General features: G+C 70.7%; 10 protein-coding genes and 2 pseudogenes. 6 read left to right on the forward strand and 6 right to left on the reverse strand.

Translation table 11 applies throughout. The annotated features are described in order from the left end of the window. Positions 1-90: 90 nt before the first annotated feature. Both ABFY07_RS10405 and ABFY07_RS10410 read right to left on the reverse strand, forming a co-directional pair. A complete protein-coding gene (locus ABFY07_RS10405; protein ID WP_346174203.1) occupies positions 91-1,137 on the reverse strand; it encodes a LacI family DNA-binding transcriptional regulator in 1,047 nt (348 codons plus the stop codon). A gap of 102 nt (positions 1,138-1,239) precedes the next feature. Continuing rightward, positions 1,240-2,553, reverse strand: a complete 1,314-nt coding sequence (locus tag ABFY07_RS10410; protein WP_346174204.1) for a catalase family protein — start codon at positions 2,551-2,553, stop codon at positions 1,240-1,242. A 233-nt stretch (positions 2,554-2,786) separates the two neighbouring features. On the opposite strand from ABFY07_RS10410, the gene ABFY07_RS10415 reads away from it, so the two are divergent. Continuing rightward, positions 2,787-3,653 (forward strand): Fpg/Nei family DNA glycosylase, encoded by an 867-nt coding sequence (locus ABFY07_RS10415; protein ID WP_346174205.1) that lies wholly within the window; start codon positions 2,787-2,789, stop codon positions 3,651-3,653. 265 nt (positions 3,654-3,918) lie between these two features. Further along, positions 3,919-5,136 (forward strand): FAD-dependent monooxygenase, encoded by a 1,218-nt coding sequence (locus tag ABFY07_RS10420; RefSeq protein WP_346174206.1) that lies wholly within the window; start codon positions 3,919-3,921, stop codon positions 5,134-5,136. Positions 5,137-5,199: 63 nt separating this feature from the next. Here the strand turns inward: ABFY07_RS10420 and ABFY07_RS10425 are convergent. Then, a pseudogene (locus tag ABFY07_RS10425) lies at positions 5,200-5,730 on the reverse strand (transposase); the annotation flags it as partial. Continuing rightward, complete coding sequence (lysA, locus tag ABFY07_RS10430) at positions 5,625-6,905, reverse strand: diaminopimelate decarboxylase (RefSeq protein WP_346174207.1); 1,281 nt, start codon at positions 6,903-6,905, stop codon at positions 5,625-5,627. The pseudogene ABFY07_RS10425 and the gene lysA, both read right to left, overlap by 106 nt. A 190-nt stretch (positions 6,906-7,095) precedes the next feature. Here lysA and ABFY07_RS10435 point away from each other — a divergent pair, with 190 nt between their 5' ends. Beyond that, positions 7,096-8,667, forward strand: a complete 1,572-nt coding sequence (locus ABFY07_RS10435) for a PucR family transcriptional regulator (protein ID WP_346174208.1) — start codon at positions 7,096-7,098, stop codon at positions 8,665-8,667. A 9-nt stretch (positions 8,668-8,676) separates the two neighbouring features. On the opposite strand, the gene ABFY07_RS10440 is transcribed toward ABFY07_RS10435, so the two are convergent. Together ABFY07_RS10440 and ABFY07_RS10445 are read right to left on the reverse strand one after the other, a co-directional pair. After that, positions 8,677-10,272, reverse strand: a complete 1,596-nt coding sequence (locus ABFY07_RS10440; protein WP_346174209.1) for a serine hydrolase domain-containing protein — start codon at positions 10,270-10,272, stop codon at positions 8,677-8,679. Then, positions 10,272-11,765, reverse strand: a complete 1,494-nt coding sequence (locus ABFY07_RS10445; RefSeq protein ID WP_346174210.1) for an APC family permease — start codon at positions 11,763-11,765, stop codon at positions 10,272-10,274. The genes ABFY07_RS10440 and ABFY07_RS10445 overlap by 1 nt, the downstream gene beginning before the upstream one ends. 247 nt (positions 11,766-12,012) lie before the next feature. Between ABFY07_RS10445 and ABFY07_RS10450 the strand changes: the two are divergent. From ABFY07_RS10450 to ABFY07_RS10460, 3 genes and pseudogenes are all read left to right on the forward strand, one after another. Further along, a pseudogene (locus ABFY07_RS10450) lies at positions 12,013-12,588 on the forward strand (transposase). Positions 12,589-12,673: 85 nt separating this feature from the next. Then, on the forward strand, positions 12,674-13,999 hold the full coding sequence (locus ABFY07_RS10455; RefSeq protein ID WP_346174211.1) for an NAD(P)/FAD-dependent oxidoreductase: 1,326 nt from the start codon (positions 12,674-12,676) through the stop codon (positions 13,997-13,999). Between the two features lie 27 nt (positions 14,000-14,026). Further along, positions 14,027-15,874 carry a transketolase gene (locus ABFY07_RS10460; protein WP_346174212.1) on the forward strand — a complete coding sequence of 616 codons (1,848 nt, stop codon included), beginning with the start codon at positions 14,027-14,029 and terminating at the stop codon, positions 15,872-15,874. The last annotated feature ends 3 nt before the right edge of the window (positions 15,875-15,877 follow it).

Here is a 15,877-nt window from a genome sequence, read left to right on the forward strand (position 1 = left end):
CCTGAGCCGGACGCGTGCTCCCTGACGGGTCCCACGCGGGCCGGAGTTCATCCGGTCGGCGCGCCCCGCGCCCGGCCGTGCTTAACCGGTTCAGGGCCGCCGGGGCGGGGCGGTGCTGCCGCGCGGGGTGAGCGCCGGGGTGGGCGCCTGATGGGAGCCGGGCGCCGCCTGGTCGAGCACGTCGAACAGGCGGCGGGCGACCTCGGCCCCGAAGCCGAAGACGTCATGGCTCATCGCCGACAGCGTGGGGTGGGTGAGCTGGCACAGCTGGGAGTCGTCCCAGGCCAGCAGCGAGACGTCGGCCGGCACCGAAAGGCCCATCTCGGCGGTCACCGACAGCCCGGCCACCGCCATGATGTCGTTGTCGTAGAGGACCGCCGTCGGCCGGTCGGCCGAGGACAGCAGCGCCCGCGTGGCGCGCGCCCCCTCCTCCCCGGAGAAGTCGGTGGCGACCGTGCGCCCGTCGGCCAGGCCCAACTGCCGCACGGCCGCCTCGAAGGCGGCGGTGCGGATCACGCTGTGCCCGAGCGAGGCGGGGCCGCTCACCCGGGCGATCCGCCGGTGGCCCAGCGCCGCCAGATAGCGCACCGCCTCGCCGACGGCGGTGGCGTCGTCGGTCCACACACAGGTGAAGCCGCCGGCCAGGGACGGGTGTCCGGCGGCGACGGCGGGCAGCCCGAGTCCGCGCAGCGCGGGGACGCGCGGATCGCCGTCGTGGAGGTCGACGAGGATCGACCCGCCGACCTGCCGCGCCCGCCACCACGTCTCCTGGACGGCGATCTCCTCCCGCACGTCCCGCACCAGCCGCAGCAGCAGCGAGCAGGACCGCTCGGCGAGCACGCTCTCGATGCCCGAGACGAACTCCATGAACCACGGCTCGAGCCCCAGCATCCTGGCCGGCCGCGCGATGGCCAGGCCCACGGCGTCCACCCGCGCGTTGGACAGCGAGCGGGCGGACAGATGGGGCGCCCACCCCAGCTCCCGGGCCGCCTCGAAGATCCGGGCCCGGGTGGCCTGGGAGACGCCGGGGCGGTCGTTGAAGGCGAGCGAGACCGCCCCCTTGGAGACCCCGGCCCGCGCGGCGACGTCCTTGATGGTGACGCGCCGCGGTGGGCCCGCCGTGACCTCGCTGTCCATCCACCGACTCCCGCTGCTCGGCTGCCGCTCGCCGCCCGCGGCGAACGCCACACCCTACCGCGTCGGTAAACCGGTCAAGGCGGGTTTTCCCCGGACCGCCGCTCAGGACGCGGGGAGTCCGGTGGGGGACAGCTCCTCGGCCGGCCGGTCGTACGAGCGCGCGGCGCGCGGCGGGCCCATCGCGGGCTCGGCGTCGACGAGCGTGAGGCGGCGTGGCGACCGGAGCGGATCCACCAGCTCCCGCAGCCCGGGCGGCAGGGGCAGCCGGTGCCAGGGGACACAGCGGTTGACCAATCCGAAGGCCGCGCGCACGGGGGCCGGCAGGACGGCGTGGCCCAGCGCGGCGCCGGCGGTGAGCCGCAGCGCCGGCCGGTGGGCGCCGCCGGCCTCGTACGCGGCCCTGCGGGCGCGGTTGAGGCTGCCCAGCGGGCGGAACTCCTCGGTGGTGTGCCAGGGGTGGAAGGCGAGCCGCTCCACCCGGCGCGCCGCCGAGCGGGCCTCGGCCGCGTCCAGGTCCTGGCGCGGCACGGTCAGCAGGGCCACCGGGACGACGGGCGTGTCGCTCTCCTTCCACTCCACCGAGCCGTCCTCGACCGGGGTGCGGCGCTCGTCCAGATACCGCTGCACACACAGCTCGAAGCAGATGTCACCGGTGGCCAGGCGCTGCGTCAGCTCCCGGTGGAGGTAGTCCGGGTCGCCCCGGTCGGGCGGCGGGGCCGGGGTGCCGCCGGGGGCCGGGCGCAGCAGATAGCGGACCGGACCCGCGTCGCCCCACAGGATCGCGCCGCGGCTCCAGAACGTCTCGCGGGCCAGGGAGCCGACCGCGTGCCGGGTGGCGGTGTGCACATTGCGGCGCATCCGGGCGGCGGTGGACCAGCCGACGGCCAGCGGCAACTTCACCAGCAGCCCGAACGCCTGCTCGGCGGCGCTGCCCACGCCCGCCATGGCCTTGGCGAAGGCCACGTACTCGCGGGCGTCGGCGGCGTGCGACACCGGGAAGCCGGCGGCCAGCAGATCGTGCGCCTCCCCGGGCCCGGCCAGCACCCGCACCGCCATCCCGCGCAGATCCGGCGCGGCGCCGGGCCGCTCCGGGCCGCTCGCGTCCGACAGCCGCACCACGGCCGGGTACTCGGCGCCCGGCCGCGCGTAGCCGACCCGCAGCGCCTCGGGCAGATCGTCGCGGAAGCGCAGCCGGGCGTTGTCGACCGCGAGGGCCGGCCTGGTGTGGCAGGCGCGCGGCAGGTGCGGGGGGCCGCCGCCGTGCCGGTCCGCCCACTCCGCGCCCACCATTTCGCGCGCCAGCCGCTCGAAGAGCAGCCGCTCCGCCTCCGGGCTGCCGCCCGCGTAGACCTCGTAACGACGATCGGGCGCGGCGCGGCGGAGCGCGGACCGCTCGTGCAGTGCGGTGTCGACCATGGTGGGGAAGCCTCCGTGCGGGACAGGCCGGGACGCGGTTCGGCGGGGAGCGGGCGCGCGGGCGTGCCGAGCCGGTGCGCGGCGCCCGGTCCGGCCCTGCGGATCAGCGTAGGAGCGGGCCCCGGGGCCCGCAGCCCGGAGCCGCCGGCGGGGTGACCGGCCCGCCCCCCCGGGCGCGGCGGCGGGGCCTGGACGCGGCGGCGGGGCCCCGGCTCCTGCGGCACACTGGTCCCATGCCGGAACTACCGGAGGTGGAGGCCCTCGCCCGGATCCTGGCCGAGCGCGCCGTCGGCCGGGAGATCGCCCGCGTCCACCCGGCCGCGGTGAGCGTCCTCAAGACGTACGACCCGCCGCTGACCGACCTCGAAGGACGCACCGTCACGGCGGTCCGCCGCCACGGCAAGTTCCTCGACCTGGCCACCGACGGCCCCCATCTGGTCGTCCACCTCGCCAGGGCGGGCTGGCTGCGCTGGCGGGACGGCCTGCCCGAGGCCCCGCCCCGACCCGGCAAGGGCCCGCTCGCGCTGCGGCTGCGGCTGGCCGGCCCGGAGGGCTCCGGCTTCGACCTCACCGAGGCGGGCACCCACAAGGCGTTGTCCGTCCACTGCGTCCGCGACCCCCGGGAGGTGCCGGGCATCGCCCGCCTGGGTCCCGACCCGCTCGACGACTCCTTCACCCTGGAGGCGTTCGCCGGGCTGCTGCGCGGAGTGCGCCACCGCATCAAGGGGGTGCTGCGCGACCAGAGCGTCATCGCCGGGATCGGCAACGCCTATTCGGACGAGATCCTGCACGCCGCCCGCATGTCGCCCTACCGGCTGGCCGGGGACCTGACCGAGGAGGACGTGGCCCGGCTGTACGAGGCGATGGGCGCCACCCTGCGCGACGCCGTCGAGCGCTCCCGGGGGCTCGCGTCCCGCGACCTGAAGGCGGAGAAGCGCGGCGGCATGCGGGTGCACGGCCGCACCGGTCAACCCTGCCCGGTGTGCGGCGACATGATCCGCGAGGTGTCCTTCGCGGACTCCTCCCTGCAGTACTGCCCCACCTGCCAGACCGGCGGCAAGCCGCTCGCCGACCGGCGGCTGTCCCGCCTGCTCAAGTAGGCCCCGGCGGGCCCCTGTTGACGGCGGCTCGCCGGGGTGGCCGCGCACCGGCCGGGGGCGGACGCCCCCCAAGGCCGGTGTGCCACCGCATCGTTACCTTCCGTCCCCGCACGCGACCCCGCCGACGCCTTAGGATGCGGCCGTTCCACGAGGGCCCCGGCGACCACCCCAGGCCGGGGTCCGGACGGCGTCGGCCCACCCTGACAGCTGTGCCGAACACCACCCGCACCACCCCCTGTCCCCCCACTCCACTCCACGGAGCACCATGACCAATGCCCTGATCATCGGTGGCGGCATCGCCGGAACCGTGACCGCGATCGCCCTCCGCAAGGCCGGCATCAACGCGGCCGTGTACGAGGCGTATCCCACCGACGCGGCCGCCGCCACCGACGCGGGTGCGTTCCTGCTCGTCTCCGCCAACGGCATGGAGGCGCTGCGTACCATCGACGCCCACCGGCCGGTGCTGGACAACTCCTTCCCGGCGGGCCGCGCCGACTTCATCAGCAACACCGGCAAACGGCTCGGCGGGCGGCCCCTGGCCGGCTCCGAGGAGGGCGCGCTGGGCGCCCGTACGATCAAACGCGCCACCCTGCGGCGGGTGTTGCGCGAGGAGGCGGAGCGGCGCGGCGCGCGCGTCGAGCACGGCAAGCGGCTGCTGGCCGCCCAGACCGGCCCCGACGGCCGCGTGGTGGCCTCCTTCGCCGACGGCGGGCGGGCACAGGGGGACGTGCTCGTCGGCGCCGACGGCCTCCACTCCCTCATCCGCAGGACCATCGAGGCCGCCGCGCCCCGCCCCCGCTTCACCGGACAGCACACGGTGTGCGGCTACGCCCGCGACGCGGCCTCGCCCCCGGACCGCGACACCTACGCCATGATCTACGGCAAGCGGGGCTTCTTCGGCTGCACCACGGCCCCGGACGGCGAGGTCTGGTGGTTCGCCAACACCCCGGGCGCCGAGCTGTCCAAGGACGAACTGGCGGCGATCACACCGGAGCAGTGGCGGGAGCAACTCGCCGGTCTGTTCGCGGAGGACAACACTCCGGCGGCCGGCATCATCCGGGCGAGCGGCGAGTCCATCGTCGCCACCAACGCCTACGACATCGCCTCCACGCCCACCTGGTCCGACGAGGCGATGGTCCTGGTGGGGGACGCGGTGCACGCCTGCGCGCCGAACGCCGCCCAGGGCGCCTCGCTGGCCATCGAGGACGGGGTCGTGCTCGCCAAGTGCCTCCGCGACCTGCGCAGCCCCCGCCCGGCCTTCGCCGCGTACGAGAGGCTGCGCCGCGAGCGGGTGGAGCGGGTGGTCGCCACGGGCGCGGACCTGGCCCGCCGCACCGCCCCCGGGCCGGTGGGCCGGGCCCTGCGGGACGCCATCCTGCCGCGCAGGCTCGACCGGGCGGGCACCGACGGCCCGGACTGGCTGACCGGCTACCGCATCGACTGGGACGAGCCCGTCAAGGGGGAGGTGGCCCGAGCGCGCTGATCACAGGGCCCGCTCCCTGGAGGCGGGCGAACCGAGACCTTAACGGGCCATGTCATTTGGGGCTGGGCGTCGGCGTCGTGGCCCGCGGCGTGGGCGGATCGGCGGGATGCCTTGCACGAGGGCCTGCGGGCCTGGCTGTCGTGGGTGTTGGCTGCGGATACTCCCAGTGAGATGGGCAGGCCGCGGCGATTGACGATGAGGTGGATTTTCGATCCGCTCTTGCCGCGGTCGGTCGGTCGATCGGTCGGATTCGGTCCGGTCAGAGGCCCCCTTTGACCGCCCGGACGCTCACGGAGTCGACGGCGCACCACGCCCAGTACAGCTCTCCCTGGCTGCCGGGTTCGTCGAGGGGCAGGCGATGCAGCTTGGCCCACACGCGAGCCTGCGACCACTCGGCAACCGGCGGAACGCGGTCACGCCCGACGGGCCGAAGCCGGGCGGAAGCTGGTTCCACGTGCAGCCTGACGACAAACGCAGCAAGGGTGCCGCTACGGCAGGTTGCGACGCATGAGGTCGGCGTAGGTCTCGCGGCGCACCACCGCGCGGTGCGCACCATCGCGGACGAAGACCACCGGAGGGCGGCGCGCGCCGTTGTAGTTGTTGCTCAGCGCGTAGGTGTAGGCGCCGGTGACCGGCACGGCGATCAGGTCGCCGACGCGCGGGTCTTCCAGCGGGACGCCGGCGCTGAGGGTGTCGCCGGACTCGCAGTGTCGGCCCACCAGGCGGCACAGCTCGCCCTCACCGGTCGGGCGGGTGGCGATGGCGGCCTCGAAGCGCTGCTGGTAGAGGGAGACCTCGAGGTTATCGCCCATGCCGCCGTCGACGGCGACGAAGGTGTGGCCTCCTCCGCGCTTGACGGAGACGACGCGGTAGAGCGAGACACCGGACTCGGCGACCATCGAGCGGCCCGGCTCGATCAGGATGCGGGCGTCGGCGGGCAGCAGGCGCTTGGCGACATCGATCATGGCGTCCAGGTATGCCTCCACGGTGGGCGGGCGGTCGGCGTAGGTGTAGCGGGAGCCAAGGCCGCCGCCCAGGTCGTAGACGGAGAACTCGCCGAGTTCCGCGACGGCCTCGACGGCCTGCGCGAAGGGCTCGAGGTCCAGGATCTGCGAGCCGACGTGGACGTGGACGCCGTCCAGCCGCAGCCGGTCGCTGCCGCGCAGCCGCGCGATCGCCTCGCGGGCCTGCGGGAGGAGCAGACCGAACTTGGAGCCGTTCTGGCCGGTGGATACCGCCTCGTGGGTGTTGGGGCGGATGTCGGGGGTGACCCGGACCAGCACTCCCTGCTCACTCATGGGATCGGTGAGGATCTTCTCCAGCTTGTCGATGTCATCGAAGTTGTCGACGACAATCGTCCCGGCGCCGGCGTCGACGGCGAGGCGCAGTTCCTCCTCGGTCTTGGCGTTGCCGTGCACGACGAGACCGGCCGGGTCGGCGCCCGAGGCGAGGGCGAGGGCCAGCTCGCCGCCGCCGGCGACGTCGATGCCGAGGCCCTCCTCCGCGAGCAGCCGGTTGACGGCGGTGCAGGGGAAGGCCTTGGAGGCGAAGGTGACGCGGGAGTTCGGCCAGCGGGCGGCCAGACCGTCGGCGTACCGGCGGGCGCGTGCGCGGATCGATGCCTCGTCGACGACCAGCGCGGGAGTGCCGTAGGTCTCGGCGAGTTCGGCCACTGGGACGCCACCGAGCACCAGTCCGCCCGTCGCGTCCTGGGTGGTCCCGGGGGGAAACAGCCCCACCAGCTCCCGGCCTGCCTGCGTCGCCGCCATCTGCGCTCCTTGTGACACTGATTGGTCCCATCTCTGAGGTGACCCCCTATGTTCGGGCTCCCGGCAGGTCGAAACATCGTTGACAGCATCAATATGGAGCTCCCAGACTTGATGCCTACAACAATCTCTGAGCCGGGAGCGCACAATGCGGGAGTCTGGCGCGCGGCGGTACCTGCCCGTCCGTCAACTGGTGGACAACATCGGTCCGGCGCTGCTGCGCTTGATCCAGGAGGGGGCCGGCTGCGACAGGCCGCTGACCGACATTGCCATCTATGCTCCGGGTGCGCCGACGCAGCTTGGACCTGGGTGTGTGGTGCTGGGTGTCGGCGTGACCACTGAAGCCGAGCTGCGCGAACTGACTGCGGCGATGAAACGTTCTGACGCGAGAGTGGTGGCGATGAAGGCCCCGGTGCCGCCGTCGGCGGACGAAGAGCTGACGATCATCGAGGTCAACCAGAACGCGTCCTGGATGCACGTTGCGACGACCGTTCGTGAGCAGTTGCTCGAATACGCGAGGATGCGCGTGCGCTCCGTCAGCAGTGGCTCGGAGCTGTTTACCCTGGCGAACGCGATCTACGAGGCTCTCGGCGCCCCGGTCACCATCGAAGACCGCTTTTCCGCGCTGGTCGCCTGGTCGGAGGGCCAAGACAAGACCGATGCCGAGCGGATCGAGACCATCCTGGGGCGGGCGGTGCAACCCAGGACGCTCGCCGAACAGCGCGAGCGTCATGAATTCGATCGCCTGCATGCCAGCAGTGAGCCGGTGTATATGGAAGCGACCGAACCGGACCAGTTGTCGAGGGTAGCGATCGCAGTCCGGGCCGGCACGGATGTCCTTGGCTACATCTGGGCCGCGGTTACCGGGCCGCTCGACGAGGCGGGCACCGCTCGGCTGCGCGAATTCGCGCCGATGGTCGCGCTGCAGATGGTCGGCTTGCGAACCGAGACCAGCTATGCCCGTCAGCAGCGCGGTGAGTTGGCCGCGGCGGTACTCGGAGGGTCGGCCGATCGAGTGGAGGCGAGCCGGCTGCAATTGGGCTCTGGCCCGGTCTGTGTACTGGCTGCGGCCCCTCGGTTGGTCGGGACCAAGGATGCCGACGCGGCGACCGCTGCAGGGACCGTCGACGAGCTACGTCGGTTCGCTGACACGTTGGAGTACTTTCTAACGGCCGTGCACCCTCGTTCTGCCTCGGTGGCGGGGACTGGCGCGGTGTACGTACTGGTTGCCTGGCCTCCGGAACACACCGCGGCACTTGAGTCCACCGTCAACCTGGCACGTGATTTTCTCGGGCGGACCCCACTGGCCAGTGACTACGTGGTCGCCGTTGGCGGCCCGGCCGACTCGCTGGGCCGGATCGCCGAAGTGCGGGCGCAGGCAGACGCCGCGCTGCGGGCGCTACGGCACCCGACCTTCCATGGGCCGACTGTGCGCACCGTGGAGGAGATGGCGCTGCCGGTGTTGTTGCTGCATCTCGCCGACGTCACTGAGTCGCTCGGCCTGCCGGACACCAGCGGCGCGCTGCACCGGCTGCGCCAGGAGGACGGCCAGGACGGTCTGCTGACGGTAACCCTGGCCGCCTATCTCGCCGCCGCGGGAGCCACGGACAACGCGGCCGCCGCCCTGCACATCCACCCCAACACGATGCGCTATCGGCTGCGCCGGATCCGCGAGGTCTCCGGCCTGGATTTCACGGATGCCGACGCCATGCTGCTCGCGCACCTCCAGCTTCGGGTGCGCGAGCTGCGGATGGGTGTTGCCTAATTGCTCCGGCTATGGCCGGAATGAGCGCGTGTAGCGGCAGCCGTCCAGGTCGACCCACAGCACTGAGCCGTTGAGAGCCGGGCCAGCTGTCAACCGCTCCGGCAATCGCGGATCGGCTCCGACGCGGAACGTTCCGTCACCGAGTGCGATGAGTTCCGGTTCATCGCATGGCGCTTCGACGCCAGTCGCAGCGATCATGTGCAGTCGCCCTGCCCGCTGCACGATCCTGAAGCTGGGATACCAAGGCGTGTAGCTCCGGTAGTGACCGGCGAGCGGATGCGGGGTTGTGGCCGGCGTGGCGTCAAGGCCGAGTGAGTCGGGTCCGCAGAGCCAATGCGGCTTCCCGGCGACGGTGCTCACCGAATGATGGTAGGCGGACCAGCGAGGGTGATCGCATGTCAGCCGCCCGTCGCCTGCGTCATACAGCTTGCCTGTTATCCCGTCCGAGGTGAGAGTGAGACCGTTGCCCGCAGTGGAGTCGACGCGGATCTGGCGCGATCCCGTTCCATAGATTCCTGTGTAGCGATGAGCGTCTGGGATTCTCTCCCGGTCGAACAGCGATGGGTCCGGCGAGGCTCCTTGCACGACGGAAAGCACATGCCGGCCGAACAGGTCGATTATCCGGCACTCGCCGGGCGCATTGGTCAGCACTGCGACGCCGTGTCCACCGTCGATATCGACGGCGAGAAACGAACGGTAGCCGACCATTCCTCCAGCGTGCATCAGCCAGGTATGACCGTCGATGATCTCCACGCCCACGCCAAGTCCATAGCCACGCTGATGCTCCGCCGAACCGCCCACATCGGCACGGTCTGTGATGATCTGCTCGAACCGCTCCGGACTGAGGATCCTAGTGCCGGCCACGGTGCCACGCCCCAGGATCATCCGGGCGAATATGCCCAGGTCGGATGCGGTTGCGGTCACGTTCGCATCAGCCGCTGAATACTCGAAAAAGGTGGCTGGCGTGAGCGGGGCCGACGGGAGCGCCGGTCGGTCGTCGTGTAGGAACTGGTATCCGGTGGCGAGCTCAGCACTGTCTTCGTGAATGATGTGCGCTGCCGAGTTGCGCATCCCCAATGGATGTAGCAACTGTTCGGCCATGGCGTTCGCGAGCGATTTTCCTGTGACGTGCTCGATGATCAGTCCCAGCAAGTTGTAGCCCTCGTTGGAGTAGTGGAACATCTCACCTGGTTTGACATAGGTCGTCGCATCGCGCAGCGCGTAACCGCGTGCGGCGGCATCGGGCAGCGCGTCGGCCCCGGCTACCAGACCCGAGGTGTGCTGCATAAGGTGGCGGACCGTGATTTCCCGGGACCCGCCGTTCGGGGTGAACCACGGCAGATAATCAGCAACCGGCGCCTCGAAATTCACCTTCCCCTCATCCGCCAACTGCCCGAGCAAGAACGCGGTGAAGGTCTTGCTGATTGAACCGATCTCGAAGCGCGTGTGATCGGAAACTGGTGCCCCGGATCCCACGTCAGCAAACCCATCGGTGATGAGCGCGGATTCGCCGGTTGCGGTGACGATACTGATCGCGAGCCCCGGAACAGGCCACCAAGTGCATAGCTGCTTCGCCAGCTCGGAGATCATCCGTCCCATGGCCATCAAACTTCCCCCTCCTGCGAACCGAATCTTGCCCACCTGTCCGGCCCAAGCTCGACATTGGAATAGTCCATTTCTGCGTCCGGCCTAAGGCCCTTGACGAATCGGCGACATATCGGGTACAGCGCCACGCCTAGGAGTGCCACCGTAAGGCTCGTGAAGAACGTAGCGGTCTGATCGACTGCTGTACTCCACGCCAGATACAGGATCATCGCAGTGGGCAGTGCGACTACCAGGACAGCGCCAGGCCAGCCACCCGGGACTCGAACCGGTCGGCGCATCTGGGGATACCGCCAGCGAAGGACCAGGAAGGCCACGAATTCAAGCAGGATCGACGACAGGGTGAGCAGCACCGTAGCCCGCAAAATCGAGCTAAAATCTACAGCCGACAGGATAACGACGATAGTGCTGCTCGTCAGGAGAGCACCCACCGGCGTGTTGAATCGCCTACTGTCTCGCGCCATCCAGCGAGGCAGGTATGCATCTGCGGCAAGCGCACGCGGGATTCGTGTGCTCGTCAGTAGGATCGCCATGAACAAGCCGACCAGGGAAAGCGCCGAGCCCAGGGAGATCAACACCTTGAGCCAGCTTCCGCCCAGGATTTTGCCGACCACGATGAAATCACCCTGAAGCCAGTCGGCGGGCGAACCCCGATGCAGGCCACTGCCGATGGCGGCGATCGTGGGCAAGAGATAGGCGGCGATGATCAGCGGAACCGAAATTATCAGGGCTCGAGTGTAGGTGCGGTGTGCGTCGGATACCTCGCCTAGCACGGTACTCGGACCGTCGAAGCCGAGGTATAGCCACACGATCACGCTGAGCGCTCCAGCCACCGAGGAGTGGACGCTTTGACCGGGAATCGTGAAGGGTGAAAGGATATCAATTCCGTTGCTGATTGCATGATAGACCCCGATGGCCGTCAGTACGGCGAAAGGTCCGAGAATAAGGACCATCATCCCGACTGAATAGTCACTCACGGCCTTGGAGCCGCGATAATTGAGGTAGGCCATCGGAATGATGAGGGCAACGGTGACGATCCAGTGCAGGTCCACAACGAAGCCGCCATTGAACATGGACAGGACTACCAGCCCCTTCCCGCGCGCGATGTCAGGTATCCAGGTGGCCAGGTAGTCGACGAGCAGGATCGGGTAGAGGGAAAGATTCAACACCGATCCGATTGAATTCCAGACCCCGAACACGAATGCCGGAAACCTTCCGAGTGCGACTTTTGTCCAGTAGTAGTAGCCGCCGTTGACCGGTATTGCGGCACTAAGTTCCGCTGCCACCAATGCGTTCGGCACACCGAAAACAATTGGCACCAGGGCGATCATCAGCAAGGTCATGCCCGGCCCGGCACTGGAAATGGAAGCTTCGAGCCCGAAGGGGCCTCCGGATACCGTGAAGAAGAATATGCCGACCAATGGCAGCACGCCGATCGCACGTTTCCCTGCCCCCCGTGCCGATTGCGTGAGATCGGAAGGGATCAATTCAGTCATCCTGGTCTCTACTCTCCACTAAATCCGAGCTGGGGACCCTTAGGCCCTGGCGAAGCCTGGTCGGCATAACGTATGAGGCCCTACCGAGGCCGTCCTCGTTGTGCGCACCAAAGCCGTGCGCCAGTCGTTGTCGCTGTCACCAACCTCGGATCTACACGGCCTTCGATGAAGAGCTGCGGTCCCCGTCCATCGATCAGCTGGTCCACGAAGACCGTGTCCTACGTGGTGAGGCGGTCGTTGACCCGATATGGGGCGGGGAACGTGGAGCCGGATCGTGCCGGACGGCTTGTGGGAGATCGCGAGGCCGTTGATTCCCGAGCAACGAACACGGCCGCAGGACGGCGGAACACCGAATACGCCTGATGAGACGCTGTTCGCGGCCATCATCTACGTGCTGGTCAGCGGGTGTGCCTGGCGTGCGTTACCTCCATGCTTGGGCGTATCGAAGTCGGCTGCCCACCGCCGCTTCCTGATCTGGTCCAGAGCCCGAGTGTGGGGCGCCTGCACGAAGCCGTGCTGCACCGTCTGGGTGTCGCCGGCCTGATCGACGTCACCCGCGTCGTCCTCGACACCGCCCACGTCAGGGCAGAAAAAAAGGGGGGGCGAACACACAGGGCCGAGCCCCGTGGACAGAGGCAAGCCGGGGTTCAAGATGCACGTCCTGTCGGACGCCTCTGCGGACATGGCTGCGCGGCAAGCGGATCGGAGCGCGGATCCCGGCTACGAGCGGGATCCCAGTAACTGCCTGGCCTTTCTCGGACTCGCGGCAGCCATGTGCTGCTACAAGCGGCTCAGCCGCCTCACCACGTGGGACACGGTCTGAAAAGGGGGGGCGGCATCGGGGTTTGGGCCCGGGGCTGGGGGGCACTTGGTGCGTTCTGTGATATCCCCACGCCCGGGAGTCCCGTGTGAGCCGAGTCCGCATCGTCATCGTCGGCGCCGGTTTCGCCGGCTACCAGGCCGCCCGTACGCTCTCCCGCACCCTGCGGGACGAGGCGGAGATCGTCCTGGTCAACCCCAACGACTACTTTCTGTATCTGCCACTGCTGCCGGAGGTCGCGGCGGGGGTCCTGGAACCCCGCCGGGTCTCCGTCTCCCTCACCCAGACCCTGCCGCGCGTCCGCCTGGTGCTCGGTGAGGTCGACCGCGTGGACCTCGACGCCCGTCGGATCGGCTGGACGGACCCCGAGGGCCGGCGCGGCGAGATGGACTACGACCGGCTGATCCTGTCCGTCGGCAGCGTCAACAAGCTGTTGCCCATCCCCGGCGTCGCGGAGCACGCCCACGGCTTCCGTGGCATGCCCGAGGCGCTCTATCTGCGCGACCACATGATCCGCCAGATCGAGCTGGCCGGAGCCACCGACGACCCCGAGGAGCGGGCGGCCCGCTGTACCTTCGTCGTGGTCGGCGCCGGCTACACGGGCACGGAAGTGGCCGCCCACGGCGTGCTGCTGACCGACGCGCTCGCCCGCCACAACGCCGGGCTGCGCGGCGGGCCGCGGCCGCGCTGGCTGCTGCTCGACCTCGCCGACCGGGTGCTGCCCGAGCTGGACCGGAGGCTGTCCGACACCGCGCACAAGGTGCTGTCCAAGCGCGGCGTGGACATCCGTACCGGCTCCTCGGTCAAGGAGGCCACCGCCGACGGCGTGCTGCTCGACACCGGCGAGTTCGTCGCGACCCGGTCGCTGATCTGGTGCGTGGGCGTCCGGCCCGACCCGCTGGTGGCCGAGCTCGGCCTGCCCATCGAGCGCGGGCGGCTGTGCGTCGACCAGTACCTCGCCGTGCCCGGCCACCCCGAGGTGCTGGCGTGCGGGGACGCGGCCGCGGTGCCCGACCTGACCCGACCGGGCCAGTTCACGCCGATGACCGCCCAGCACGCCCAGCGGCAGGGCAAGGTGGCGGGCCACAATGTGGCCGCCTCGCTCGGCCACGGCTCGCGGCGCCCGTACAAACACCACGACCTCGGGTTCACCGTCGACCTCGGCGGCGTGCAGGCGGCCGCCAACCCGCTGCACGTGCCGCTGTCCGGGCCGCCGGCCAACCTGGTCACCCGCGGCTACCACCTGATGGCGATGCCCGGCAACCGCGTCCGGGTCGCCGCCGACTGGCTGCTCGACGCGGTGCTGCCGCCGCAGGGCGTCCAGCTGGGGCTGGTGCGGTCCTGGTCCGTGCCGCTGGACACCGAGGCACCCGAAAAGGTCCGAACGCCCGCCGAGAGCCCCGACGACCGCTGACCGACCCGGAAGACGTGAAGGAGCGACATGCAAGACCACCTGCTCAGCGAGCTCGGCCAGCAGCTCCGGGTGGACTCGGTGCGAGCCGCGGCGGCCGCGGGGTCCGGCCATCCGACCTCGTCGATGTCGGCCGCCGACCTGATGGCCGTCCTGCTGGCGAACCATCTGCGCTACGACTTCGAACAGCCCGGGCACCCCGGCAACGACCACCTGGTGTTCTCCAAGGGACACGCGTCCCCGCTGCTGTACTCCCTGTTCAAGGCGGCCGGGGCGATCAGCGACGAGGAACTGCTCACCTTCCGCAAGCTCGGCAGCCGGCTGGAGGGGCACCCCACCCCGCGGCTGCCGTGGGTGGACGTGGCCACCGGCTCGCTCGGGCAGGGGCTGCCCGTCGGCGTCGGGCTGGCCCTGGCCCGCAAGCGCCTGGAGAAGCTCGACAGGGCCGACAGCCGCGTCTGGGTGCTGTGCGGGGACAGCGAGCTGGCCGAGGGATCGGTGTGGGAGGCCGCCGAACACGCCTGCTACGAGCACCTCGACAACCTCATCGCCATCATCGACGTGAACCGGCTGGGCCAGCGCGGGCCCACCCGCCACGAGTGGGACCTGGGCGCCTACGCGCGCCGCTTCCACGCCTTCGGCTGGCACACGATCGAGATCGAAGGCCATGACCCCACCGCGATCGACCGCGCCTACGGCGAGGCGGCGTCCACCATCGGCCGCCCCACGGCGATCATCGCCCGCACCGTCAAGGGCCGGGGCGTCGCGTCGGTGGAGAACCGGGAGGGCCTGCACGGCAAGCCGCTGCCGGATGCCGAGGAGGCCATCGCCGAGCTCGGCGGCCCCCGGGAGATGGCGGTCCCGGTCCTGGGCCCGCCGGAGGTGAGCGTCGCGCAGCGGTCCCGCGAGGGCTCCCTGAGCCTGCCGCGCTTCGAGCCGGGGGAGGACGTGGCGACGCGGGACGCGTTCGGCCAGGCGCTGGCCGCGCTCGGCTCGGCGCGCGGCGACGTGGTGGTGCTCGACGGCGAGGTGGGCGACTCCACGCGCGCCGAGCTCTTCGCCAAGGAGCACCCCGAGCGGTACTTCGAGTGCTTCATCGCCGAACAGCAGCTGGTCGCCGCCGCCGTCGGCATCCAGGCGCGCGGCTGGACCCCGTACGCCTCCACCTTCGCGGCCTTCCTCACCCGCGCCTACGACTTCGTCCGCATGGCCGCCGTCAGCCGGGCCGACCTCAACCTGGTCGGCTCGCACGCCGGGGTCGCCATCGGCGAGGACGGCCCCTCCCAGATGGGCCTGGAGGACCTGGCGGCCTTCCGCGCGGTGCACGGCAGCACCGTGCTGTACCCGTGCGACGCCAACCAGACCGCCCATCTGACGGCCGCCATGGCCGAGGGGTCCGGCATCCGCTATCTGCGCACCACCCGCGGCAAGACCCCGGTCCTCTATCCGGCCTCCGAGAGCTTCCCGATCGGCGGCAGCAAGCTGGTGCGCGCCACGGACGAGGACCGCGTGACCATCGTCGCGGCCGGCGTGACCGTGCACGAGGCGATCGCCGCCGCGGACCGGCTCGCCGAGGAGGGCATCCCCGCCCGGGTGATCGACCTGTACTCGGTCAAGCCGGTGGACGCCCGGACCCTCAGGGAGGCCGCCGAACTGACGGGCGGCCTGGTGACCGTCGAGGACCACCACCCCGAGGGCGGGCTGGGGGACGCGGTGCTGGAGGCCTTCGGCGACGGCAGCCCGGCCTCCCGCACCATCCGGCTCGCCGTGCGCGACATGCCGGTCTCCGCCACGCCGGCGCAGCAGCTGACCGCGGCCGGGATCGACGCGGAGGCGATCGCCGCGGCCGCCCGCCAACTGGCCGGCCCGGCCCGCTGACGC

It is taken from the genome of Streptomyces sparsogenes subsp. cuspidosporus, from assembly GCF_039532705.1.
Classification (GTDB): domain Bacteria; phylum Actinomycetota; class Actinomycetes; order Streptomycetales; family Streptomycetaceae; genus Streptomyces; species Streptomyces sparsogenes.